Below are 25,438 nucleotides of genomic sequence, written 5' to 3' on the forward strand. Positions count from 1 at the left end.
TCAACGCCCCTGCTTTTTCAGAGTTAATACCGACAGCACGGTAATCATCGGAATAAAGGCGGCGAGAATCAGGAAGTAACGGTACAGATCCGCAAACTCCAACGCCTTGGTGAATGTGCCCCGACTGATAATCAGAAAATAGGTGGTCGGATACAGGCTGCCGATCCAGGCCCCGGACCCTTCCAGGGAGGACACCGGATCCGTCATACCGGAAAACTGCACTGCGGGAACCAGTGTAGCCAACGCGGTCCCCGCTAATGCGGCAATTTGGGTCCGGGTGAATGATGACACCAGCAATCCCAACCCTGTCGTCGCGGTGACATACAAAAGGGCTGCGACGCTTAACGCGGCGAAGCTGCCTTTGATGGGCACATCGAAGAAAAATACCGACTGCGCCACCAACAACAGAAAGCTAATCATGCTGACGAGAATATAAGGCGCCTGCTTGCCCAGCAGAAACTCCAGCCGCGTCACCGGCGTGACATAGAGGTTGACGATGGAGCCCAACTCCTTCTCCCGCACCACCGCCAGCGCCATCAAGATGGCAGGGATGAAGATCAGCAACATGGGAATCACCGCGGGGACCATGGCGTAGATGCTGCGGAAATCCTGATTATAGCGGTAACGCATTTCCAGATTGACCGGAGACAACGCGGGCGCCGAACCCAGTGAACGTATGGCGAGATCGCCAAGGTAAGCGTAGTGGGCGGCGGACAAGTACCCCTTGATCGTCTCGCCCCGGAAAGGCATGGCTCCATCCAGCCATACCGCCACGCCTGTCGCCCTTCCCCGGCGCAGATCACGCCCGTATCCTGACGGGATTTCCACCACAAAACTGAGTTCGCCGCTGCGCATGCGACGATCCACATCCTCATAGGTGGACGCTGGCGGCTGCTGAATAAAATAGCGCGATCCAGCCATATACTGAACGTAGTCGCGACTTTCCGGCGTTTGATCCTGATCGTAGACGGCGAACGCCAGATCCTCTACGTCCAGACTGACGCCATATCCCAACACGAACATCAGGATAACCGAGCCCAACAGCGCAAAAGTCAGGCGAATAGGGTCCCGCAAGAACTCCAGCGATTCCCGATGCGCATACGCCAACATACGGCGCATATTGAAGCCATGCGTAATGGGCTGTTTGGAACGCTCAGAGGCCGGCGTCTCCACCGCAGCCGGTTCATCGCCGCCGTTGTTATCAGCGTCCTGCGTCTCACTGGCGGCTTCACTCAGACAGCTGACGAACGCCTCTTCAAAACTCTCTGCTTGCCGCTGCGCCACAATGTTTTGCGGACTGTCGCAGGCCAGGACTTTACCGGCGTGCATCAGCGACACTCGATCACAACGCTCGCCTTCGTTCATGAAGTGGGTGGAAATAAATATGGTCACCCCATCCTGACGGGAAAGCTGAATAAGATGCTCCCAGAATCGATCCCTCGCCACCGGATCGACCCCGGAGGTGGGTTCATCCAGAATAAGAATTTTTGGCTTATGGACCACCGCCACCGCCAGCGAAAGACGCTGCCGAATCCCCAGGGGCAGAGATTCCGCAAATTCATTTTCATAGGCCTGCAGATCAAATCCGCTCAACAGTTCCTGAGTTCGCGTTTCCGACTGGCGGGCGTCCAGTCCAAATATGCGCGCGTGCAGCATCAGGTTTTGGCGCACGGTCAATTCGGCGTAGAGCGAAAACGACTGCGACATATAGCCCACATTTCTCTTCGCCGTCAGATCATTCGGCGCCATTTCGGCGCCGAACAGCCGCACCACGCCTGAAGTCGGCGGAGACAGCCCGGTCAGCATCTTCATCGTGGTGGTTTTACCGCAGCCGTTAGAGCCGATAAAGCCGAAAATTTCTCCCTGGCGGATACTGAAACTCACCTGATCCACCGCCGTGAACGCGCCAAAACGTTTCACCAGCGCCTCAGCTTCAATGGCCGGAACTGACGAGCGCTCCCGCCAGGGTGAAATCGTCAATTGTCGATGCCCCTTGCGGCTCTCTTCCGGCAGCAGGCGGATGAACGCCTCGTCAAGATTTCCCGCGCCAGTTCGCGCCTTCAATTCCTTCGGCGTTCCCGTCGCCAGGATGCGGCCCTTATCCATCGCCACCAGCCAGTCAAAGCGCTCCGCTTCATCCATGTAAGCCGTGGACACCAGCACGCTCATGCGACCAGCGTCGCCGCGAAGCTCGTCTATCAAGCGCCAGAACTGGCGACGGGACAGTGGGTCCACGCCGGTTGTCGGCTCATCCAGAATCAACAAGTCAGGATCATGGATCAAGGCGCAGCACAGCCCCAGCTTCTGCTTCATACCGCCGGACAGCTTACCCGCCGGACGTTCGCGAAACCGACTCAGTCCCGTACTGCGCAGCAAGGTATTGATGCGCTGATGGCGCTCCCTCTTGTCCAGACCAAAAAGACGGCCAAAGAAGTCCACGTTCTCGAATACCGAGAGAGAAAAATACAGGTTTTTCCCCAGCCCCTGCGGCATATAAGCGATGCGGGGGGACAATTCATCACGCACGTTATCGTCGCCGATGTCGCCGCCCAATACGTTCACTGAACCGCACTGAATGCGTGCGGCGCCAGATATCAGATTCAGCAGACTGGACTTACCGACGCCATCGGGACCAATGATCCCGGCGATGACGCCAGCGGGAATATTCAGGCTCAGTGTTTGAAGCGCGAGAAGGTCGCCGTATCGATGTTCGAGCCCATTGATTTCGATGACCGGCGCCGCCGGGCTCACTGCAGCCTCACTTGCAGATCTTCCGGCCACTCAGCAGCGTCCTCCAGTTTCACATAAGCTACGCCAGTGACCCCGGTTTTGACTTTCTCCTGGTGGGCTTTCAGCAGATCAGGATCGATTTTCACTTTTACCCGGAACATCAGTTTCTCTCGCTCCGTCTGCGTCTCCACCTGCTTGGGCGTGAATTGCGCCCGCGGCGCCACATAAGAAACCCTGGCGGGAATGCGCAAGTCCGGCAAGGCGTCTACCACCACCCGGGCATCGGCGCCCACTGACAACACACCGGCTTGATAGGTCGGGAGGAAAATCGTCATATAAACATCGGTCAGGTCCAACAACGCCAAGACTTTGCCGCCGGAGCCCAACACCTCTCCCGGCTCCGCCAACCGATACAGAACCCGGGCGTCGATGGGGGCTTTCAGCTCGGACTCGGCAATATTGGCGTGCAGGCGTTCAATGGCCGCCTGCGCGGCTTCAATCGCCGCCTGGGCTTCCACTACCTTGATGCGGGCGGCTTTCAACGCGGCTTCCGCCCGCAGCTTGGAAGTCTTGTCCAGATCTAACTTCTCTGTGGAAATATGTCCTTTTTGACTCAACTGAGTAGACCGATTCAGCTCCTTTTCCGCAAAGCTCAACTCACTTTCATATTGATCCACCACCGCTTCCGCATACTTGGCGGATTCCTGAACCTGTCGCAGCGTCGCCTGGGCCTGACGCAACTCCGCCTGCAGATCGTCCACATTGATGCGCGCCAGGACTTGGCCGGCTTTCACCATATCCCCCTCTTCCACCAGGACTTCCTCCACCCGCCCCGGCAGCTTGGTGGCGACATCAATCTCTTGCGCCTCCAGACGCCCATTTCCCCTGGCGATGGAGTCCGGTAGACTGTCCGGCTGGTAGGCCATGTAGGCGAATCCGGCAGCCGCCAGCAATAGCGCCGGGGCCAGAAACCTGATCCATTTTTTTTGCGACTCGCTGTTCATTTCTCCTCCTCCCTCGTACAAATTCGAAAACGAAAGGAACAATAAAGAAAAATGATCGCGATGACGCTGACGAGCGTCAAATCCGATTCGCAAAGGCGCTTAGTTATCAGAAACTTAAGAACGGCGGCGTCTGTCCGCCATCCCGGAGACTTGGACATGATCAGACATTTTGTATTCGTGAAGTTTAAAGACAGCCTATCTCAGGCCGATGTAGCGGAAATGATCGAGCGTTTCGCCAAAATGGCGGAGGAAATGGACGAAGTCGCCGCTTTTGAATACGGCCCTAACAATAGTTCAGAGGGGCTAACCAAAGGTCTGGAGCATTGCTTCAACCTGTCCTTCGCTACGATTGCGGACCGCGACGCGTATCTTCCTCACCCCAAGCATGAAGCGTTCAAAGAGATCTTCGTTCCAACCATCGCCGATGTCATGGTGTTTGATTACGAAGTGACGGAATAACCAGCGGCAGGGCCCGAGACCAACCTGGGGATTTCCTGGCGTTCGTCTCGGGACTGTGGTTACAACATTACTCAGCCTACCCTTGCCGTGAGCCTTGCGCTTTCTCCAGCGTTTCCTGGTCGACAATTTCCCGTAATTGCTGAATAAATGGGTCTATATCCGCGTACTTTTTGCCGTATTCCAGATTGAACGCGTAATCGAAATCCTGAGGGTTTTTACCCTGGTTGTGCTGAAGGATAGTTTCCATCTTGTCCAGGGCCTTGGCGACTTTAGCTTCAATGGACTGCACTTGATCATAGTCGTCCCACAACGCCAGAATTTCCTGCTGCAGGTCTTTGGGCAACGGCGTCAGCAACTGCTGCAAATCCTTGCGCTCCTGAATGGACTTGTCGACATCCGGAGACTGCTCCGTCGCGGGAATGTCGCCGCTGATGGCCTCTCCCAGGTCGTGAATAAGACATATTTTCAACAGCTTGGCGAAATCCAGCTCCGGCAGCGCCTTTTCAAACACCATCGCCATCAGACAGAGGCGCCAAGTATGCTCTGCAGTGCTTTCGTTACGGCCCGCAGAAGTCCAGGCGGAACGGATGACGTTCTTAAGCTGCTCCGCCCCTCTTAAAAATTCCAATATTCCATGAATGTCGGATTGCAGCATTCATCTTCTCCTTATTTGCTGTAAATACTTCAAGTGTCAGCGGCTGCGCAGATCCTATCGTTGCAGGTAAATAGATGCACGCTGTTGGTCTGTTGAATGAACAGTCTAGTCGCCGCAGTCCAGCTCAATCGGTTTCCAGGATGGCGGCGTCTGCATGGTATCCGGGTAGCCGCCATTGGAATTACGAATGGCCGAGTAATATTGCCCCTTGTAGCTCACCAAGTCGGATACATAGTAGGACTGCGCAAAACTCCAGGGCTTGATGTCCGCACATTTAAGGCCATCGGATTCAGGCTCGGGGCTCAACAGGTTTTTTATCTGCGAAATCAGACTTTCTTTTTCACGCCAGTCATCTGAACCGACATCTTCCACTTGCGCTTCCACAGGCTGCTCGACCGCCGACGTCTCAGTTACTGTCGCTGCGCCGCCCTCTATCCCGCCATCAGCTTCGACACGCGCCTCTACGTCCGCAACGGCCGCTTGCGCATCGATAGGACCTGTGTTTTCAGAAGGGGTCGTCGGATGACTTGGTTCCTGCTTGTTGGCGGACTCTCCATCACTGGCTTCCAGGATGGCTTCACAAGGGGGCAAGTCCAATTTCTCCCAGGTAAACCCGATCCCTGGCTGCATTCCTGAATGGCGCATACGAGATCGATACCAAACGCCATCATAGAAAGTCAGATCGCCGGCTTCATAGTTCTTGCTGGTAAACCATTTAATGGCGTCGCTTTCGCAAGAAACCATATTGTCTTCCGCCGCCGCCAAAGAGGAAATTAAAGCGAGCGCCATAGCGACGCCCCGAATCGTTTTTGCAGTTTTCATAAACGCTTTAATATCTGGAGCGAGGAACGATATAGCATTCAAGCCCGTTCCGCGCTGAGCTTTATTAATATTGAATGATTCGCACATCATACAGAAAAAGCGACGACAAAGACCTCCTACCTCAGGACTCAATATAAAAATATTTCCTACTAATCAAAAACTAACTAGAATGCCGCTCCCGGCTTAACGCTGTTAAGCTCAATTCTTACGCCCGCTCGGATATCAGACGCCTTCTTTCGTGCATTCAACGTATTTGTACGTGTTCAGAGGTCAGTTTCCTCAAGGGATGGTTTTACACAGGAGTATTACAGTAAATGCTAAGCAACTTCTCACTACACCGTTTTGGTCCAGCCACACTGCTGACCTCAAGCGTTTTACTTTTATCCGCATGCGGAGGAGGAGGCGAAAGCGGAAACGATCCAGTTCGCTTTTCAAACCCTAATGGCGACAGTTCGACGACCAAGTCATTAGCCATCACTGAAAGCAATGCTGTGCAGTTAGCCAACCTTGTAGTGAAACTGGAGAATATTACCTTCTATTCCGGCGACGAAGAGGGTGATGGTGAGTCAGATACTGAGTCCTGCCCTCGCTCCGGCAGCGTTACCAGCAGCGTCAAATCAACCCTCAATAGCACTACGGGCAAAAAAGATGTCACAGGGAAGTTAACGCCAAAGAACTGCTCCATAGATGGTAAACTCGCCATAAATGGGATGATCGAAATGCAAGGCGAGTACTATCAGAAGCTGCTGGATATGCACCTGTCAGGTCAGTTAAATCTTAACTTGATCGGAACCAGCAAGCAGTTGGCCGTAACAGGTATCAATATTCTGGCGACTGACAACAGCTTGAAAACATCCTCCTCATTTAGCATGACCTTAAGCGGCTCAATGTTGTCAAATACTTCTGTTAAAGTGCAGTCCACCACCAATGTCGAGACAAACGAGGACGCCGACTACCCTTATGAAGGCGTATTCCGAATCACTGGGGACAAAAATACGGTTTTGACGCTCAAATACGATAGCTCTGGAGCTGGCGTGTACTTGGGCGTTAACGGAAACCCAAGCTATTTTTTAACCTGGAAGCAGCTCGAAGACGCCAACTTATCTGACATAAAATAACCCTGCTACCGCCCGAGCAGCGTGCATGATCGGGCGGATCGATTCCAATCTTAAACTACCTAACCCCAGCCACTCTAAACGCCACCCGCGCCGTCTTACCCGCCTGATCCATCACAGATACGACATGCGGGCCGTTACTTAACGAGGCCAGCGTCCACTCCTGACCGGACTCCACTGAACCAAGCCATACTCCATCCAGAAACCAGTGGTTTTCTCCCTGTGCGCCATCCGCTTTTAACTTGACTTCCGGCAGCGCGCCTTCGCCGGGAAGGGGCGTTAAGGTGGAGCCGGGGCGAATGCCCTCCATCGCCAGGACGCCGATTGGTTGGTCTGCTTCCGCGCCACAGGCCGGATGTATCGGCGGCAGCAGGTTACCCCTTTGCCGACGCCTGGGCAGCCATGGCTCCAGAGATGCAGGCCAAAGCGTTACTTGCGTTTGCGACACTTTCGGTTCAGTGCAGTGAGGCGTTATTCGGTAAAGCCCTGACGCATCCAGGCTCACCGCAACAGACAGCGATTCCCCGAGGGATTGAAATGGGTCCCGCAGCGTCGGCGGCGCGGCCTCATCCAATAACCAGGCATGATGAACCTGCTGACAGGCGTTGGCTGACTGCAATTGTTGTTGAGTTCCCAGCGGCCAACAAATCGGCGCTTGTCGCACGTTCGCGGGCTGAGGAGAAGGTTGCAACGACTCCACTGGCATTAGATGCAGCAGCCGATCAAGTAAAGGCACCGCCGAGAAACGCCCTGTGTTGTGGGGCAATGCAGTGCCATCAGGTCTGCCCACCCATACGGCCACCGTCACATCCTCGGTGGAAGCCAGCGCCCAGGCGTCGCGAAATCCAAAGCTGGTGCCGGTTTTGTAGGCGATCTTCGGCATCCAGGCCCGGCTTTGCCGGTACAGGCTGTTGCTGCGCTCCAACGGCATGCGCAACGCATTCTGAATAATCCAGGCTGCGCCAGTGGAGAGCAATCGACGCTCCACCACAGGATCATCGGGCTGCAGCCGCAGACGCCCCGCCATCCCTTGTCGCCCCAATGCAGCATAAGCGCCAGCAAGCTCTTCCAAGGTGGCGCCCGAGCCGCCTAACGCCAATGACAAATTTGGACGCGCGCCCGCCGGCAAACGCAAAGGCGTTCCCGCGTTGGCCAGTCTTGCGTAAAACAACTCCGGTCCCAGGGCGTCCAGCACCTGAACAGCTGGAACATTCAGCGAGCGACGCAAAGCATCGCTGACGCCGACAGGACCGGAAAATCCTGTATCGAAGTTCAAAGGACGATAGCCTGCGAACGCAAGAGGCGCGTCCGTCAACAACGATTCAGAGTGAATCAGCCCCTCATCAATGGCCATACCATATAAAAACGGTTTCAGCGTGCTGCCGGGAGAGCGCACCGCCTGGACCATGTCCACATGCCCTGCTCTTTCCTCAGACCCAAACTCCGCGGTTCCCACATACGCGCGCACCGCCAGTGTCGCGTTATCCACCACCAATACCGCCGCGGAAGTCTGCTCCGGGAACTGGCGGATATAATCCGCCACCAGCCCTTGCGCAGCCGTCTGTTGCGAACTGTCGATATTAGTTTGAATCAGCGCCTGCTCTGGAAACGCCTGACTGAGTCGCCGCGCCAATAAGGGCGCCAGCATGGGATGGGGATTAAAAAACGCGCTCACCGGCTCCTGCAATGCTTCGCGGGTTTCCTGCTGCGTCCATAACTCGAATGTACGCATACGCTGGATAACCTTGTCGCGAGCCTGCCGCGCGCGCTCTGGAAAGCGGTCCGGTCGCAATGCGGAAGGCCGCTGCGGCAGCACCGCCAATAGCGCCGCTTCGGCATGGGTCAATTGCGCAGCGGGTTTGCCAAGATAGGTATAGCTCGCCGCCTGAACCCCTTCCACCGCACCGCCGAATGGGGCGTAGTTGAGATAAAGCGTGAGGATTTCCTCTTTGCTGAAATGCGCCTCCAACTGCAGCGCCCGAAACATTTGATATAACTTGCCCGGCAAGGTGCGTGAATGCGGATGCAGGACTCGCGCAACCTGCATGGTCAACGTAGAGCCGCCAGACACCGTTTCACGATGATAGATCCACTGCCCAAAGGCGCGAACCAACGCCAGCGGATTAACGCCAGGGTGATAGTAAAACCAGCGGTCTTCGTAAGACATCAAGGCCTGCAGGTAACGCGGCGACACCTGCTCCGGCGTCACAGGATAACGCCACACGCCGTCTTGATCTGGAAACGCCCGTAGCGGCTGTCCCTTGGCGTCCACCACCACCTGGGCGAAGCGACGCCCCTGTTCCTGAGGCGTCTGCAAGGGAAACAAGGCGTCGGCGGAGACAAATACGACAACCCAGAACAATAGGGCGCAACCCAGAGCCAGCAGCAGCTGAAGAGCGCTTTTGCGTCGCGATCTTTCACTTTTCCGCAGGGGCTGCGCCGCATTCATCATTGCGCGGAGCGCTCCTTGATGGTCACTTTGCCGGGTGTATTACTGATCGCCCGGTAGTACGGACGATACATGTCTTCCACAATCGTGGGAGGAATCACGTATTCGCCCGGCGACACCGCCCGCGCCAAGTAAAAGATCACAGACGTGCCGTAAGCGTCCAGGGGAATCGCCGCCACGTAGCGGTCGTCGCGGAACTCCTGATGCAACACTTTAGTGTCCGCCACCCAATCCCTGACCATCTTGTTGCGCACCACTACTTCATCGAAGCGCGTGGCGTTAGCCAGATTCTGATTATCCAGCTCCAGACCCGCCGGCAACAGATCCACCAGCAACGCATCAGGCAGATAGCGGTGACCTTGCGTGCGCACTTGCAGCATCACCAATACGAAATCGCCGCTTTCCAGCTTCTTCACATTGAGAGGCTGTCCGTTCAAGTCAAAGAAATCCCGCTCGACTTCGATGCCGTCAAAAGTCTGTTTCGGAGCCTGCGTCGGATAACCTTGCGCCTTGAAGGTAACGAACAACGGAAAGTCGTTCATGTTGCTTAGTTGTGCATCACCCGGCCAGGAGCCCTTACTCCAGGTGTTAATCCATTGCTGCGTCTGCTCCAGCACTTCGCTTTCGCCATTTAAGGCCAGAGAGGCTTTCCATTTAGCGCCGGCTTTACTGTTCAAGGCGAGAGACAGGCGATACAGAGCCATTTGCTCCTGGGTGGACAACCAGCGTCGATCACGCAGTTCATCCCGCAACGGATAGATCAAGTCCCAGGGTTGCTTGGCGACAGCGCTATCCAGAGATAGCAACAGTGTCCAGGCCAGATCGCGCACCGGTGAACCATAATCGCCAGCATAGTAGCGTTCAATTTCACCCCAATGCAGCGCCTTGTACCAGGCTTCCTGCGCGCGTCGGGCGTCACCCAGCTTCTCCAGCGCCAGCGCCAGTTGCGCCAACGGTAAAGGCGACTTGGCCCACTTGCTGTAGTTATCGTACAGGGTGCGCACGTCCGCCAGTTTGGCTTGTTGCACGGACGCCAACACTAACGCGGCGTAGGCGCGATACGCTAAATGATAATGATCGCGGGCTTCGCTGTAGTAGCTGTTTTCCGTGCTGAGACGCCCTTGTGTGGTCAAGTAAGTGCGCAGGCGACCCAGCGCGTTATCAAGTAGCCCCTGATCTACGTTGTAGCCGCGCTGTTTCGCCGCCAGCAGCATGTCCGTGGCGTATACGCTCAACCAGTGATACTCATCGCTGTCGTTGCCCCACAATCCGAAGCTGCCGTCATAGCGCTGCATGCCGGAAATACGACCCAGGCCTTTTTCAACCCACTGGTCACGCTCTTTAGCGAGTTGCTTGCCGCTGCTGCGGTCATACTTGAACAGATCCTGCTCCGTCGCCAGCAATAACGGCCATACCCGGCTGGATGTCTGCTCCAGACAGCCATAGGGGTATTGAATCAGGTACTTCATGTATTCGTTGGCATCCAGCGGCGGCACAGGGCCGACTGACAGTTGCGTTTCCAGCGACGAGCTTAGGGCCACATCAACCAATGGGTCAGTCAGCGACATGGCTGCGCCGGACTCCAACACATGGCTTTGCACATTCAATTGCGCTGGATAAGGCGGACGCAGGCCCAACTTCCATTCGCGCTGAATGTTGATCGCCGGCTCCAGACCGTCAGTCGAGGTGACGCTCAATGACAGTTTGCCCACACCATCCGCATCCATCGCCTCCAAAGGCAAGCGCACCCATTCGCGGCCTTTGCCCGCCAGGGTCGCTTCCGTAGCGGATTCCGCACCGCCCAGAGGGCTGTCAGCACTGACTTTAACGCTTAGTTTGCGTTGATCCGGCAGCAGATTTTGCAGATCCCATAGCGCTTCCGTTTTGTCGCCGAACGCCAGGAAGCGCGGCAAGTTGACTTCCGCCACAATCGGCGCGGCGATGGTCATCGTTTTTTCCGCAGAGCCGCTGCGGGCGTCGTCAAACGCCACCGCCATCAAACGCACTTCGCCATTGAAGTAAGGCAGTTGCAGTTCGATGGTTCCCTTCCCTTCTGCATCCAGCGCCACTTTGCCGGAATAGAGAGAGACAATCTGCACATCGCTGACCGGCGCATCGCCGCCACGGGACATTTCATCCGCGTCGCCGCCGAAACGTTGTCTGGCGCGATCGGCGCTGCTCATTTCAATCAGGCTGGAATAGGTATCGCGAATTTCCGCAGAGTAACTGCGCGGACTGAAGAACCAAGCGAAAGGATCCGGGGTTTTGAAACGGGTCAGACTAAGCACGCCGGTATCCACCGCGGCAAGAGTCACGGCCACTGACTCGGGCTTGGTTGCGCCGGGCTGCACCTGAATCTGCACCGCCACCTTGCTCTCCGGCTCTACGCGCTCTGGCGCTTTCAGCTCGATCTGCATTTTTCTGGCTTCGCGGTCCAAAGGCAGATGACGCATGCCCCAGGCGCGACGCGGCATTTCCATGGCGGATTGTTTTCCGGGGCGCAGCACTAGCGCCGTGGCGAACATATCATGGCGCGTCCAGATGTCCTTCACCGGCACATTAATCTCCGCTTTGCCGTCTTTTACGTCCACAGCGCCACGCCACAACAACTCATTCGCTTCAACAGTGACGATAGCGCGCCCATCAAACGGCGCCTGCAGCGTCAGCTTGGCGGTATCGCCTCCCGGATACGCGTTCTTGTCCCAACGCAGCTCCACCTGCTCCGGGCGAGGGCCTTTACCGCCACGTTCGCCATCCCAGGTCCAGCCTGCAAAGAACTTATAGGCATTGAGCAGATTCTGCTGCTTGTCGCGCAGTTCCAGACGATAATTGCCGTACTCTACCGGTACGGATACGGTCAAACGTTGGCCCGACTCGATTTTCAACACGCGGTTGTAGACAGGCTGGTTACGCTCCGTGGTTTCGTAATCCCACCCGTCATCACTCCAACGCCAATAATAGGCGGAATCTTCGCGAATCAGGGTGGCGTCCAGGTATTCCATCCCCAGCAACTCGTCCGCCTGATTAATATGAATCAGCTCAAACTCCGCACTGGTTTCAGGATCAGCGATGTCGCCATCCCATAAAGGCCGCACGCCGACCAGGCTCGCACTGGGCCACAAAGACTGTTGCCACTGCCGGGCGACGGGACGACCGCCGGACTCAAATACGCTGACATTAGCGCGCACGCGCACGGGCATGGACGCTTCAGACCAATGATTGGGAAGTTCCAGGGAGTAATGTCCTTCCTCGTCTAATTCCACCGGCGGCAGGGACAGTGTTTCTTTCAGCGCGTCGTTATCCTCGCCGAAGATAAAGTCGGAAAAGGTTTCGGAAACAGTACGCGCCGGCGCAATCTGTAAGGTGGTTTCCGCACGGTTGCCGGATGCAGGCGCTCCCCAGAGGTACTCCGCCTGCAGCTGCAGATTGATGGTGTCGGTCGTGCTGTAGTTGTCCGCATCCGGTTTGATTTCCAGACGCATGCGCTCAGGCAGGAAGTCTTCTACTTGCAGGCGATACAGGAAGTAATCGCCATTGCCCAGAGTGGCCTTGAAGAACCAGTCCCCGGTCAGCGTGTTTTCTGGCAAGGAGAACGTGGTGGTATAGAAGCTCTGCCCATCCCCTTGCCAAGTGAACGAGGTATGCACGCGTCCATCGGGACGGGTCAACTCCGCCTGAACCGGCATGGCGGTCACCTTGCGGCCGTCATGGTCGCGCAGCAAGGCGTTGATGTGTACGGTCTCGCCAGGACGATAGAGATCACGCGGGCTATACAAAAATAGCTCCAGCGGGTTCTGCTTGCGACTCGGCAGTTTAAACTCGGTCAGATCCATCGCTGGTTGATTCAACCGCACCAGCGCCAGTTGCTTGTCCGTACGCGCAATCGCCAGCACCGCAGAGGATTCCGCGCCATCGAAAGTCGCCACGCCATCGGAGTCAGTTTTGGCGTTTCTCAGCGTTTTGCCTTGCTGATTGATCAACTCAATGCTGACGCCGCTGCGAGGCTTGGCGTCAGTCAGCCCGTTCACCCATGCCAGCATCTGATTTTGATAGGTGCGCACTTGCAGTCCAATGTCGCTGACAGTGAACCAGGTCGTGACATACTCATAAGGATAATGCCCGGCGCCTTTCATAATGGCGACAAAGATGCCCGGTTGCTTGAGAGGTTCGACCGAAGAAAGATCGATCAAGCGACGTTTGCGTTTATTCACGTCGATATTGAGATCGAAGCGGCCGCCGTACACCAGCTCGCCCCAGGAGCGCAGTTGCTCCAGCTCATAGTAACTACGGCCAAGGTAGCCGCTGACGAAGTCAGTCATTTTATCGTCGCTGATGCGCCAGATATCCATATCGACCGCGTCGATATTCAGCGCTTCGATTTCCAGTCCATCGGTCAATTCCGGCGACAACTGCGCGCCGCGACTGATAAACCGAACGCTGGGATCCAAACGACGCGTGCTGATCTCCTGACTCGCGCCCTCTTCCAACATGCGCCCGGTAATGGCCGCCAAACCTTGCGATACGGTGACGGTGTAGCGCTTTTCCGGCTCGACAAAAGGAAAGAACGCCGTTGTGCCGACAGGATTAAGAATCCAGTCGCCAGCGACAGGCTGATTCTGCTCATCCGCTACAGTCAGATAACGACCCAGCATCGTATCCTGATCCAAAGGCGCAGAGAAGGTGACAGAGAGTGCGGGACCATCGTCCCAGGGTTGCTCGCCGATACGTAGAATTTTGAACGGCGTTTGCGCGTATTCTTGCCTAAGCGTTTCCCGGTCCACTTTAACCGGCGGCTTTTTAGCTTCGGGTTGCGGGGTCGGCATGGCGGGTCTTTTCTCAGCAGCGGCCGATTGCGACTGCGCGGTCTTACCGCCCTCGTCATTACCGGACTCGCCGGAGCAGCCGACCATCAACACCAATAGTAAGCCCCACGCCCAGCGGGTTAGAACTTCTCTCATACACTGTCCTTTAGAAGAGGTTAGTCGTAGCGATTTTTGATAAGCGTTTTTTTGAAGGATATCGCCGCACTTTGCCACCGCCTGATATCAGACGATCAGTATCAGCGTAACAAAGGTTTAGGGAATTATGCGGGCGAATTATGGCGAAAAATGGCGATAAGGGAAGCGGATTCTTGCGACGGGCCAACACGCTCAGCCTGCAGGGCTTGCGCCAAGCCGCTCAGCGCCAGGATAGGTAGTTCCACCTGTACATGGCTTTGACCAGCCGCCTCCCTGCGGCCGGACCTTATCAGAACAATCAATCGTCCAAAGTATAAGCGGTTTTTTCCAAGGTGCTTTCTGCGCCATCGATAAAGGTGAAGGCGTTCCAGGCCACTCTGACCACATCATTGTTGTTCAGGCGGCGTCTGCCGCTGACTTTTTCGTCATTGACGAATGTGCCGTTGGTGCTGCCTTTATCCGATATAAAGACATCGAGCACGCCTTCCATATATTGGTTTTGCTCCACTTCAATCAACGCATGTTTGCCGCTGACGGCGATGTCATTGATCTGGATATCGCAGTTGGGATGCCTGCCGATCACGATTTCCGGCTTCTCCAGAAGAAATTTATTCGCCACCACATCATCAATCAGTTGCGCTAGCATGGGCATACTCACATTCACCTCACTTCTTGCGGTCCTTCCGCTGAACATAATCCTGTTTATCACTTCTTTTCTCTGCGGCGCATCACATCAAGCGTCGATGGCCACACCGCTCACTTCGACCATTAATACGGAGACGTTATCTTCAGCGCCCTTGTTCAAGGTGGCCGCGATCAGACTGTCGACGCGCTCTTCCTGCGGACGCACGCCGCTGGCCAGCTCGCCAATCACGCCCTGAGGCAGCATGTTGAACAAGCCGTCGGAGCACAACAGGAGGCGCTCTCCCTCCTTGAGACTGACATTGATGCAGCTGAATAGCAGGTCTTCCTGGCAGCCCAGGGCTTTGGTCAGCATATTACGGTACGGCACATGCGGGGCGTCCTGTTCCGTAATGGAGCCGTCATCCAGCATTTGCTGCACCACGCTATCGTCCCGGGTGAGCTGCCTCAATTCCCCGGACTGCGACACTAAATAGCAGCGCGAGTCCCCGGCGTGAACCACACAGGCCTCACCATCATAAGAGAACGCCGCCACCAAAGTGGTTCCCATGCCGGACAGAGCTTCATTCAGCCTGCGCTCGACACACACCGCCTCGTTGGCCGCTTCCGCCGCATCCAGTAAACGCTCGCGGATCAGATATTCGGATAATTCGACATTACGCCACATCAAATCGATGGCGCACTCAATAAAGGCTTCAACTGCAATGCGGCTGGCTTCGGCGCCCCCCGCGTGACCACCCATGCCATCCGCCAACACCGCCAGCGCTCTCCTTCCATCAGTGGAAACGCGCCAGCCGATATAATCTTCATTCGCCCGACGGACACAGCCCACATGGCTCTGCCCACTTACTTTATATGTCAGCATAAGGCGGTTTTTCCAAACTCGTTCATGCAACATCTCCTTAGTTGTTCCGCCATCTCGCCTGCATTGGCATATCGCTTGGCAGGGTCCTTTTGCAACGCCTTATTGGTAATTCGAACAGCGCTTGCGGGAAGCTCCGGCCTCAGCTCTCTGACGCTACGGTGCTTTTTGTTCAGAATCTGCTGAGTCAGTTCAGGCAGGGAGTCCGCATTGAAAGGCGGCTCCCCGGTCAGCAGCTGATAAAATGTCACACCCAGGCTGAATATGTCCGAGACACCGTTCACTTTGCCGCCTTTCAGTTGTTCCGGCGACATATATAACGGACTGCCCAGCATTTGCCCCGTGCGGGTTTTCGACTTGTCGGAGATCCGCGCAATGCCGAAATCAGTTACTTTAACCTGTTGGTTATCCGGGTTGAAGATGATATTCGCGGGTTTGATATCACGGTGCACGATATTTTTCTGGTGGGCGTACTCCAGAGCCTCCGCCACTTTCGCCATCAACATGTATACCACTTCCACAGGCAGCAACCGGCCCGGTTTGGCGTAGGCGTTGAGACTCTTGCCCTGGATATAGTCCATAGCGATGAAAGCGAGGTCGGCCTCTTCGCCGACATCATAAACCGTCACGATATTGGGATGGTCCAACCTGCCCGCCGCTTCCGCCTCACGGAAGAAACGCGCTTTGAGATCAGCCAGGCGGTGGGAGTCGAACTGCCTGTAATTCAGCGTTTTAACGGCGACTTGGCGCGAGATTTTAGGGTCGCGCCCCAAGTACACCACGCCCATAGCGCCGCGCCCCAATTCCCGCACGATTTCATACCGCCCCAACACTGGACGGGATATGTCCTCCGGTGTGGCCAAGGTTTGCGTGGCCGCCCACTCGGTATCTCCCGCCTGCTGCATGGTCTCGAACTTCGCCAGTTTCTTGGCCCGTTCCGCCGCATCGCGGAATTTAGGGTTGGCGGCGGCAATGGACAAATAGGTATTGGCGGCGGCGTCATATTGACGCTTTTTCTCCTGCTGCACGGCCACGTCATACACAATGGCGCAGGCGTCTTCTCTGGACAGACACGGACGCAGCGTCGTGAGCGTCTCTTCCAACATACCTTGTTTCAACTGCATTTTACCCAGGCGCAAACTGACATCCTGGCGCGCCTCCCGCAACGCTTCGATCTGTTTCTGTTGCTTCAGCCAGAACGCCATTACCAGATAGCCCGCCAATAAAAACTGGATCGTTACTCCCAGCGGCAGCCATCTTGATTGCGCTACCTGCATGCCTATCTGGATAACTGCGAGGGAAACCACAAACACAGCGACAGTAAAAAAACCCGCCGACCAAGTCATTCTGGGCAGTACGGCCACCAGCAACAGCATGCAGATCAAAATGAGCGCTTTCTCCGCCAGGAAAAACCAGGGCGGCGTCTCCAGCCCCGGCGCTACGCGGAAAGCATTGGTTTCAACTTGGCTGGCGGCGTCCCACTTCGCCGGAGCCAGATAGGGGTCTAAAAAGAATACGGGGGACGGCGCCAACCCCGGCATCAGCCTTTGCGCCAAGGGAACATCGTCGGCCGGTTTGATAGGGGTATTCTTGTTGACGCTCCAGGCGGCGTTATATAACCAGGTATCCAGAGAAGGAAGATGACGAGCCAGTTGCGGCGCGACCACGATAAGACAAGCAGCCGCAATGACTACTGTACGTAAGCTGTATGCGCGCGCCAGCAATCGGCGCACATTGTTAAAAACCGAATGACGCTTCTCCGCCACGCTGAGTATCCCTGCTTTAATTCTGATGAAAAAGGCGATCAGCCGATTATGCAGAGATTAACGGACACTTAGAGAAACTTATAGATAAATTAGTTTAAGTTTCGTTACATATTGTTGTGTTACGACATGGCTAACGAAGAGCCGCTCCGGAAGGAGACAGCTCTTGTCGCAGATAGAAGGGAATTACGCTAACTGAAAGGGATACAGCGGGCCTAATTGCAACAGCTGGGTCAGTTCATCCAGGGCCGTGCGGCACTCTGTCAGCAGTTGCGGATCAGCCAGGTCCTGCTGGGAGATGCGGTCGCGGTAGTGCTTGTCCACCCAGGCATTGAGGGAGGCGAACAGTTCGTCCGACATCATCACATGAGGGTGCACCGCCGCCAGCTCCGCTTCATTCAACGCCACACGCAAGCGCAAACATGCGGGGCCGCCGCCGTTTTTCATGCTTTGCTTCAGATCGAATACTTCCACGCGCTTGATAGGACCGCCGCGAGTGACCAAGTCGTCCAGATAGGCTTTGACGTTGGGGTTGTCGCGGCACTCATGAGGCACCACCAGCATCATGTCGTCGTCATCCAGACTCAACAATTGGCTGTTGAACAGATAACTGGACACCGCGTCCGCCACGGACACTTCGCTATCCGAAACTTTAACTGCCTTCAGCAGACAGCCTTGCAGTTTCGCTTCCAGCTCAGTCAGCATTTTCGACGTGTTCAAAAACGCCTGCTCATGGTAGAACAGCACATTGCGGTTCCCTACCGCAATAACGTCATTGTGGAACACGCCCTGGTCGATAACCGCCGGGTTTTGCTGCGCATACACTACCGATGAATCGGCGAGTCCATGCAAGCGCGCTACCGCCTGACAGGCTTCCAAGGTCTGCCGCGCAGGGTATTTCATCGGGCGCGGCGCGTTCTCGTCGAAAGCCACGCGTCCGTATACAAACAGCTCCACGCCCTTGTCTTCATAGTTTTTGCAGAAGCGGGTGTGGTTGGCTGCGCCTTCGTCACCAAACTGACTGGTGGGCGGCAGCGCTTTGTGATGAGCAAAGTGCTGGTCATTATTGAAAATGCCCTGCAGGATACGGGTCGTCGTCGGGTGCTCAATCGAACGATGGAACTTCGCATTCAGGTTCGCCGCGGTGAAATGTACGCGGCCATCGGTGGTGTCCGCGCTAGGCGAGACTGTCGCCGCGTTCGCCGTCCACATGCAGGAGGCGGAAGCGACTGCGCCCAAAAACACCGGCGACTGATGCGCCGCCTGCAGCAGCACTTCCCGATCTGACCCGGCAAAGCCCAGACGACGCAGGGTCGCGATATCCGGACGCTCCTGCGGCAGCAATACGCCCTGCTTGAAGCCCATGTCGTGCAGCGCCTTCATTTTGCGCAGGCCCTGCTTGGCGGCTTCCTTGGGGTTGGACACATCGCGAATATTGGTTTCTGAGGCCACGTTGCCGTAGGAAAGCCCGCTATAGTTGTGAGTCGGCCCTACCAGCCCGTCAAAATTGACTTCAAATGCCTTCATCGTCTATCCGCCTCTTCTACTCGTTTAAATTCGTTGCTGTTTTGCATGCCATACAACTTACAAGGACATGCCCGGCGATAACTGGGCTGGGGCCTGCGCCTGATCCGCCTCAAGAGACGCGACTGGATAGGCGCAGTAATCCGCCGCATAGTAGGCGCTGGGGCGATGGTTGCCGCTGGCGCCCACACCACCGAACGGCGCTGCGCTACTGGCGCCGGTGAGAGGCTTGTTCCAGTTGACGATGCCCGCGCGCACTTCCAGCCAGAAGCGGTCATACAGTTCGCGAGAGTCGCTGATCAGGCCGGCCGCCAGTCCGAATCCGGTCTTGTTGGCTAACTCCAGAGCATGATCGAAATCGCGGTAGCGCAATACTTGCAGCATGGGTCCGAAATGTTCTTCGTCCGGCAGCTCCTGCACATTGGTGACGTCGATGACGCCAGGACTCAGCAGGCTCGCGTTGTCCTCCAGGCTACGCATCTCCAGCAGAATGCGTCCGCCGTCCGCAGCCAGCTTGCTTTGCGCGGCCAGCATCTGATCCCGCGCGCGCAGGGAAATTACCCCGCCCATGAAAGGCTGAGGGTCCGCGTCATAGCGTCCCACCTGCAAATTGGCCGCCGCTGCGACCAGTTCGTCCAGAAACGCCAGGCCTTCCGCCGTATCCGGAACTAATAGACGACGCGCGCAGGTACAACGCTGGCCCGCCGAAACAAATGCCGAGAACAGTGTATGATGCACAGCGCCTTTCAAGTCATAAGGCGGAGCAATGATCAATGGGTTATTGCCGCCCATTTCCAGCGCCAGGATTTTCTCGGGACGGCCGCCGAATTGACGGTGCAGGCTGTGTCCTGTCGGCGAACTGCCGGTAAACAACAGACCGTCTATCTGTTCGCTGGCGGCCAGGGCCACGCCGGTTTCACGCGCGCCTTGCACCAGGTTCAACACGCCTTCCGGCAAGCCGGCTTGCGCCCAGATACGCACGGTTTCTTCCGCGAACCATGGGGTCAACTCACTTGGTTTGAAGACAATTGTATTGCCGGCGATCAGCGCCGGTACGATGTGTCCGTTGGGCAAGTGGCCAGGGAAGTTATAGGGGCCAAAGACCGCCAGCACGCCGTGGGGGCGATGTTTCAACACCGCATGCCCCGCCGCCACGTCCTGCTCGGTCACGCCAGTGCGCTCATTAAACGCCTGGACGGAGATACCCACTTTGGCGATCATGCTGGCGACTTCGGTGCGCGCCTCCCATAACGGTTTGCTGGTCTCTTTGCCGATAACTTCGGCGAGGCGTTCTTTGTCTTCTTCCAGCAACGCCGCAAAGCGCTTGACGATGTCGATACGCTTGGCGACATCCAAACGTCCCCAGCTGTGAAACGCCTGACGCGCCGCCTGCACCGCCTGCGCAACCACCTCATCGGAGGCCGCCGCGCCTTTCCACAGACAATCCTGGGTCACTGGGTCCAGGGACTCAAACACCACGCCGCCGCCAGCTAGCCAGCGGCCGTTTATAAATGCGCTTTCACGTACAGTCATGCATCGCTCCTCTTCGCTTTCAACGCAACCACCCGTACTGTATCGCCCGCGCCCAATTGCAAATGATCCATCAGATCATGATTGAGGGAGACGGTGTCGGACTTGATCTGGTCGCTGTCGAGCAGTCCCACCCTGAAGTTGGAGAAGGACCGGTTGGAAATCATATAGGGTTCGGAAATCTCGTCGACGCCGGTTTTTTGCACCGGCATGACGAAGCGCTTGGCGCTGTCGCGCACGCTGCGAATGCCATGGACAAAGGACTCCACCAGCGGGCCGGCGTCAAAAATGTCCACCAGACCGTTGAAATTGAAGCCCTCGCTTTCCAGCATGGCCAGCGCCGGTCTGGTGTGCTCATGCACCTGACCGATCACATCGCGGGCCTCCTGGCTGAAAAACGGGACGTAAATCGGATACTTGGGCATCAGTTCAGCGATAAACGCCTTATTGCCGATGCCGGATAAATAGTCCGCCTGAGAGAACTCCAGACTGAAGAACTTGCGGCCCAGGTCTTCCCAGAACGGAGACTCGCCCTGTGCGTTGGTGTAGCCGCGCATTTCCGCAAAAATTTTGTTGCTGAAACGCTCGGAGAAGTCCGCCAGAAACAGGAAGCGGCACTTCGACAACAGTTGCCCGTTAAAGCTGTTGCGATATTTTTCATGCAGGAACAACGTACAGATTTCACTGCAGTTGGTCATATCGTTAGTGAGATACAACGTCGGCGTCTGTTTGTGAATGCCCAGTTCTTTAGAGGCGTTCACGGTGGTGGAGACCCGGTAGTTGTACCAGACCTCGTCCAGACCGACCCGCGCCTTGATCGCGCTGACCCCGACGATGGCGCCCGCCGCAGTGTCCTCCAGTCCGAACATGTAATACGCATGTTCCTGCTCGATGCGCTCAGAAAACGAACGCTCCGATTCTTCGATTCTCTGTGACAGCAGTTCGCGGTTGGCGGGCAGCGTCGTTACGCCAATGCCAGCGCTTTTCGCCAGCTCGTATACCGCATCCAGATCTTTGCTGCTAATGGGACGAATAACCATCATGTTGAAATCCTCTTGCTCCGGCCCTGTTTTACGCTTCGCTTAAATTGTTAGTCCCGACGCCGATCACAGGGGCGCGAACTGAACGTTGTCGCCTTCCGACACCAATATCCCCTCGGCGGTGCTGCGCTTCAGGCGCAGCAGGTCGCCCATGCCGTCCGTCACATTGGCCAACGTGGCGCGGAAATCTTCGAACAGGGTGTTGCACATCAGGTATTGCAGACCGGTCTGGTTATCCGACAGCTTGACCTGTTTGGTTTTAGTGGATTTCACGGTGGTCAGATTGTCCATATCCGCCTCCAGAGTCGGACCGCCGTCGAAAATATCGATATAGCGGCCCATGCGGAAGCCTTCCCGATTCAGGAACTGGCAATTGTCTCTCGCCGCCGAATGGGGCTGTGCGATGGCATCCTGAGCGTCTTTGGTCAGCAGGTTCACATAAATCGGATGGGGCGGCATCATTTCCGCGATAAAGGTTTTGCTCTTGATGCCGGAGTAGTAATCCGCCGTCGCAAAGTCCATATCGAAGAAATGGCGGCCCAGGCTGTCCCAAAACGGAGAGTCGCCGCTATCGCCCTGCTTGCCCTGAATTTCCACAATGATGCGGGACTGGAAGCGCTCACGATGCTGTCCCATGAACAGGAAGCGGGAGCGCGACAGCAGATCGAAATATTCCGTTTTGCGATAACGGGGAGAGATAGTCAGTGAGCACAGCAGCGGAGAGCCAGTGAGCTCATGGGTCATATAAAGAATGGGAACCTTGTTGAACACCCCCAGTTGCTGCGAGGAGTGAATGAGTTCATCCAGCCGGTAGTTATAAAACGGCGCGCCATTGCCGGCGCAGGCGTCGATGCCTGACGTACCCAGGATCTCCTTGCTTTCGGTATCCTCAAGCACGAACAGGTAGCGTTCCTTGCCCGCCATGGACTCATCGCCGGCGAAGGAGCGACAGGACTGGTCGATTTTCTCGCCCAGTTTGTCGCGGTCCGCAGGCAGGGTGGACACCTGCGCTGCGCTTTCGTTTATCAACTTCTCAATGCCGGGCAGGTCGGCGAAGCGGCTGGGGCGAAAAATCACCATTCTCATTCCCTCCAATTTAATCAGACTGACAGGTTGTACAAGCTAGTTCCCTTTAACTTTCCTTATTGCCCTTGCGCGACGCGGGCTACCGCTCTTTCGAAGCGGGCCAGTCCTTCTTTGATCTCGTCATCGCCGATGATCAGAGAAGGCGCCAGTCTCAACACATTAGGTCCAGCGATCAGCGCCAGTACGCCCTCTTCCAGCGCCGCCGTCATGAACTGCTTGGCTTTACCCTGCCACTCGTCAGTGAGCGCCGCCCCAATCAAAAGGCCCATGCCGCGAACAGCGCTGAATACGCCATATTTCTCATTAATCGCTTTCAGGCCGGCCACCATCAGCTCATGCTTGCGCTCAACGCCCTGCAAAACTTCCGGCGTGTTGACGATGTCCAAGACCTTGTTCGCCACAGCGCAGCCCAGCGGGTTGCCGCCGTAGGTGCTGCCGTGAGTGCCCACCGCCAGACTCTTAGCCACTTCCGTGGTGGTCAGCATGGCGCCGATAGGGAATCCGCCGCCCATCGCCTTGGCCGTGGTCAGAATGTCCGGCGTCACGCCATACTTCATGTACGCATACAGCGCTCCGGTGCGGCCAACGCCAGTCTGAACTTCGTCGAAGATCAGCAACGCGTTGTGCTGGTCGCACAGCTCTCTGGCGCGCTTCAGATAGGCTTCATCCGCCGGCGTCACACCGCCCTCGCCTTGCACTGGCTCAACTACGAAAGCGCAGGTGTTTTCATTGATCGCGGCTTCCAGAGCGGCGATGTCGTTGAAAGGCACATGCTTGATGCCGCCGGGAACCGGTTCGAAACCTTCGCGATACTTGGCTTGTCCGCCTACGCTGACGGTAAATAGCGTACGACCGTGGAAGCTGTTGTTACAGGCCACGATTTCATGTTTATGAGGTCCGTGTTTTTCCCAGCTGTAACGACGCGCCAGCTTGAACGCGGCTTCGTTGGCTTCGCCGCCTGAATTGGAGAAAAACACGCGATCAGCGAAGGTCATATCCGTCAGTTTCTTAGCCAGCAGAATAGCCGGCTCGTTCGCCAGAACGTTGCTCAGGTGCCACAGTTTTTGCGCCTGTTCAGTCAACGCCGCCACCAGTTCCGGATGAGCGTGACCCAAACCGGTTACCGCAATGCCGCCCGCCAGATCGATGTATTCCTTGCCAGCCTGATCCCAGACTCGGGAGCCGATGCCGTGAGTGGGAATAATCGGGCCCGGCGCATAGTTGGGAACCATTACCTGATCAAACATTTCTCTGGTGACTTGGCTAGAGGTCATTCATCTTCTCCATTCGGGTGGGCCGGCCAACGCTCCGCAGCGTCTCCGGCGAAGTTATTTTTTACGGGCCTGTCAGGCCCAATGTCAGTTAGTTTAGGAACAAAAGAAATAGAAGGATTTCGCAAAGGCGACATGAATTTACAGATTTGCGCACCCCGACGCAGGCCGCCATACGTAATTAAGGCAATTTCAATGGGCTATAGCGTATTGATTCGCCAGAGAATAATACTGTCGCGCGACAGTCCCCGTCTCGCTTAGTATAGGAAGGCTTTCTATAAAGGGTGTGAATAACCATGAAAAATACGCTCGCCAAGATCAAGGACGTAAAAAATCGTCATAAAGAACGCCGGACGCCACTGGGACTGGAGTTCGCTATCGCCGACAGCATCAACTTTCTCAATGCGGCGGACTGGGACCGCATCGCCGCCTCCGCATCCGTATTTCTGCAACGGGATTATCTACAGGCGCTGGAACTCAACGCGCCGGACAACGTCTCTCCCCGATATGGACTGATATACAAAGACCGCACCCCTATCGGCGTGGTCAGCTGCCAGATCGCCGACGTGTCCGGCGACCGCATGATAAAAAGCGAAAAGCCCGATAACGCCAAAGCCAAATTGACTCAGAAGTACCAGGAACGCATTTTGGTCTGTGGCAATCTGGTGTCCTGCGGCCTCCATGGCGTAGCCTTCGCCGAGGGCGTCGATGCGGAGCTGGGATGGCGCGCTCTGGCTGAGCTGTTGTACCGCATCCGTCGAGGAGAAAAACTGGGCGGCTCCATCGATTTTGTCATGCTGAAAGACTTCAACAGCGACATGCTGCCGCAATCCGACATCCTGAAACGCTACAGTTACCGATCCATTCAGACTGACCCGGAAATGGTGTTGACGCTGGAGCCGGGAACCCGGACCTTCGAAGATTATCTGCAAAGCCTGACTGGCAAGTATCGCAAACGCATCACCGCCATCATCAAGAAGCTGCAGGACGCCGGTGTGGAAACGCAGACGCTAGACAGCATCAGCGACGAGCAGGATGCAGCGCTGCACGCACTCTACCTGCAGGTGGAGAACCGCGCCGCCGCCCGCCTGGCGACATTGCCCAAGGGCTATTTCAAAGCGCTATCGGACTCTCTGGGAGACCGTTTCGCCTGCACCACGCTGTCACTGGAAGGCAGGATTGTTGGCTTCGTCACTTCCGTTAAGGACCGCGACACGTCCATGGCCTACTATGTCGGGCTGGATTACGACATCAATGCCGACCTGCCTTTGTATTTTCGCCTGCTGCAACTCTCTATCGAGCATGGCTGTCAGTTTGGCTGCAGCAAGGTGTCGTTAGGCAGAACGGCGCTGGAGCCCAAGGCCAATCTTGGCGCTAAACCCGTGGATTGCCATCTGTGGATGCGGCATCGCGCGGCGGCGGTCAATTACGTGGTGCGCAAATTGTTTCGCGCAATCCCTCACGCGGAAGCCCCCACTCGTAATGCACTGAAAACGGTCGAGCAGTAACCTCTCTTCGCCGGCGGCCA

General features: G+C 56.2%; 17 protein-coding genes. 3 read left to right on the plus strand and 14 right to left on the minus strand.

Translation table 11 applies throughout. The features are described 5' to 3' along the window. Both rbbA and O5O45_RS16645 read right to left on the minus strand, forming a co-directional pair. Positions 1 to 2,781, minus strand: a complete 2,781-nt coding sequence (rbbA, locus tag O5O45_RS16640) for a ribosome-associated ATPase/putative transporter RbbA (protein WP_371747852.1) — start codon at positions 2,779 to 2,781, stop codon at positions 1 to 3. Then, entirely contained in the window at positions 2,748 to 3,734 is a 987-nt protein-coding gene (locus O5O45_RS16645) for an HlyD family secretion protein (protein WP_305900511.1), read from the minus strand. Before O5O45_RS16645 ends, rbbA begins: the two co-directional genes overlap by 34 nt. Positions 3,735 to 3,890: 156 nt before the next feature. On the opposite strand from O5O45_RS16645, the gene O5O45_RS16650 reads away from it, so the two are divergent. Further along, positions 3,891 to 4,193: a Dabb family protein gene (locus tag O5O45_RS16650; RefSeq protein ID WP_305900512.1), complete on the plus strand. Its 303-nt coding sequence runs from the start codon at positions 3,891 to 3,893 to the stop codon at positions 4,191 to 4,193. Positions 4,194 to 4,269: 76 nt separating this feature from the next. On the opposite strand, the gene O5O45_RS16655 is transcribed toward O5O45_RS16650, so the two are convergent. Then, entirely contained in the window at positions 4,270 to 4,848 is a 579-nt protein-coding gene (locus tag O5O45_RS16655) for an HD domain-containing protein (RefSeq protein ID WP_305900513.1), read from the minus strand. Positions 4,849 to 4,953: 105 nt separating this feature from the next. Further along, on the minus strand, positions 4,954 to 5,637 hold the full coding sequence (locus tag O5O45_RS16660) for a hypothetical protein (RefSeq protein WP_305900514.1): 684 nt from the start codon (positions 5,635 to 5,637) through the stop codon (positions 4,954 to 4,956). Positions 5,638 to 5,984: 347 nt separating this feature from the next. Between O5O45_RS16660 and O5O45_RS16665 the strand changes: the two genes are divergently transcribed. Further along, positions 5,985 to 6,788, plus strand: a complete 804-nt coding sequence (locus O5O45_RS16665; protein WP_305900515.1) for a hypothetical protein — start codon at positions 5,985 to 5,987, stop codon at positions 6,786 to 6,788. Between the two features lie 55 nt (positions 6,789 to 6,843). Here O5O45_RS16665 and pbpC read toward each other — a convergent pair whose 3' ends face one another. The 10 genes from pbpC to O5O45_RS16715 all read right to left on the minus strand — a co-directional run bounded on the left by pbpC (position 6,844) and on the right by O5O45_RS16715 (position 23,913). After that, a complete protein-coding gene (pbpC, locus tag O5O45_RS16670) occupies positions 6,844 to 9,237 on the minus strand; it encodes a penicillin-binding protein 1C (RefSeq protein ID WP_305900516.1) in 2,394 nt (797 codons plus the stop codon). Continuing rightward, positions 9,234 to 14,192 carry an alpha-2-macroglobulin family protein gene (locus tag O5O45_RS16675; RefSeq protein ID WP_305900517.1) on the minus strand — a complete coding sequence of 1,653 codons (4,959 nt, stop codon included), beginning with the start codon at positions 14,190 to 14,192 and terminating at the stop codon, positions 9,234 to 9,236. Before O5O45_RS16675 ends, pbpC begins: the two co-directional genes overlap by 4 nt. Before the next feature lie 298 nt (positions 14,193 to 14,490). Next, positions 14,491 to 14,844: an FHA domain-containing protein gene (locus O5O45_RS16680; protein WP_305900518.1), complete on the minus strand. Its 354-nt coding sequence runs from the start codon at positions 14,842 to 14,844 to the stop codon at positions 14,491 to 14,493. Between the two features lie 81 nt (positions 14,845 to 14,925). Continuing rightward, the gene (locus tag O5O45_RS16685; protein WP_216738272.1) at positions 14,926 to 15,699 is read right to left on the minus strand and encodes a PP2C family protein-serine/threonine phosphatase; all 774 of its coding nucleotides are present in this window, start codon (positions 15,697 to 15,699) and stop codon (positions 14,926 to 14,928) included. Next, positions 15,693 to 17,462 carry a serine/threonine-protein kinase gene (locus O5O45_RS16690; RefSeq protein ID WP_305900519.1) on the minus strand — a complete coding sequence of 590 codons (1,770 nt, stop codon included), beginning with the start codon at positions 17,460 to 17,462 and terminating at the stop codon, positions 15,693 to 15,695. The genes O5O45_RS16685 and O5O45_RS16690 overlap by 7 nt, the downstream gene beginning before the upstream one ends. A 183-nt stretch (positions 17,463 to 17,645) precedes the next feature. Beyond that, positions 17,646 to 18,986, minus strand: a complete 1,341-nt coding sequence (gene astB, locus O5O45_RS16695) for an N-succinylarginine dihydrolase (protein ID WP_305900520.1) — start codon at positions 18,984 to 18,986, stop codon at positions 17,646 to 17,648. A gap of 57 nt (positions 18,987 to 19,043) precedes the next feature. After that, on the minus strand, positions 19,044 to 20,516 hold the full coding sequence (astD, locus tag O5O45_RS16700; protein ID WP_305900521.1) for a succinylglutamate-semialdehyde dehydrogenase: 1,473 nt from the start codon (positions 20,514 to 20,516) through the stop codon (positions 19,044 to 19,046). Continuing rightward, the gene (gene astA, locus O5O45_RS16705; RefSeq protein WP_305900522.1) at positions 20,513 to 21,556 is read right to left on the minus strand and encodes an arginine N-succinyltransferase; all 1,044 of its coding nucleotides are present in this window, start codon (positions 21,554 to 21,556) and stop codon (positions 20,513 to 20,515) included. Before astA ends, astD begins: the two co-directional genes overlap by 4 nt. Before the next feature lie 63 nt (positions 21,557 to 21,619). Beyond that, on the minus strand, positions 21,620 to 22,633 hold the full coding sequence (aruF, locus tag O5O45_RS16710) for an arginine/ornithine succinyltransferase subunit alpha (protein WP_305900523.1): 1,014 nt from the start codon (positions 22,631 to 22,633) through the stop codon (positions 21,620 to 21,622). A 62-nt stretch (positions 22,634 to 22,695) separates the two neighbouring features. Further along, entirely contained in the window at positions 22,696 to 23,913 is a 1,218-nt protein-coding gene (locus O5O45_RS16715; protein ID WP_305900524.1) for an aspartate aminotransferase family protein, read from the minus strand. 293 nt (positions 23,914 to 24,206) lie between these two features. On the opposite strand from O5O45_RS16715, the gene O5O45_RS16720 reads away from it, so the two are divergent. After that, positions 24,207 to 25,418: a GNAT family N-acetyltransferase gene (locus O5O45_RS16720; RefSeq protein ID WP_305900525.1), complete on the plus strand. Its 1,212-nt coding sequence runs from the start codon at positions 24,207 to 24,209 to the stop codon at positions 25,416 to 25,418. Positions 25,419 to 25,438 lie beyond the last annotated feature (20 nt).

Origin of the sequence: Hahella sp. HNIBRBA332 (assembly GCF_030719035.1) — a bacterium.
In the GTDB taxonomy this organism is placed as follows: Bacteria; Pseudomonadota; Gammaproteobacteria; order Pseudomonadales; family Oleiphilaceae; genus Hahella.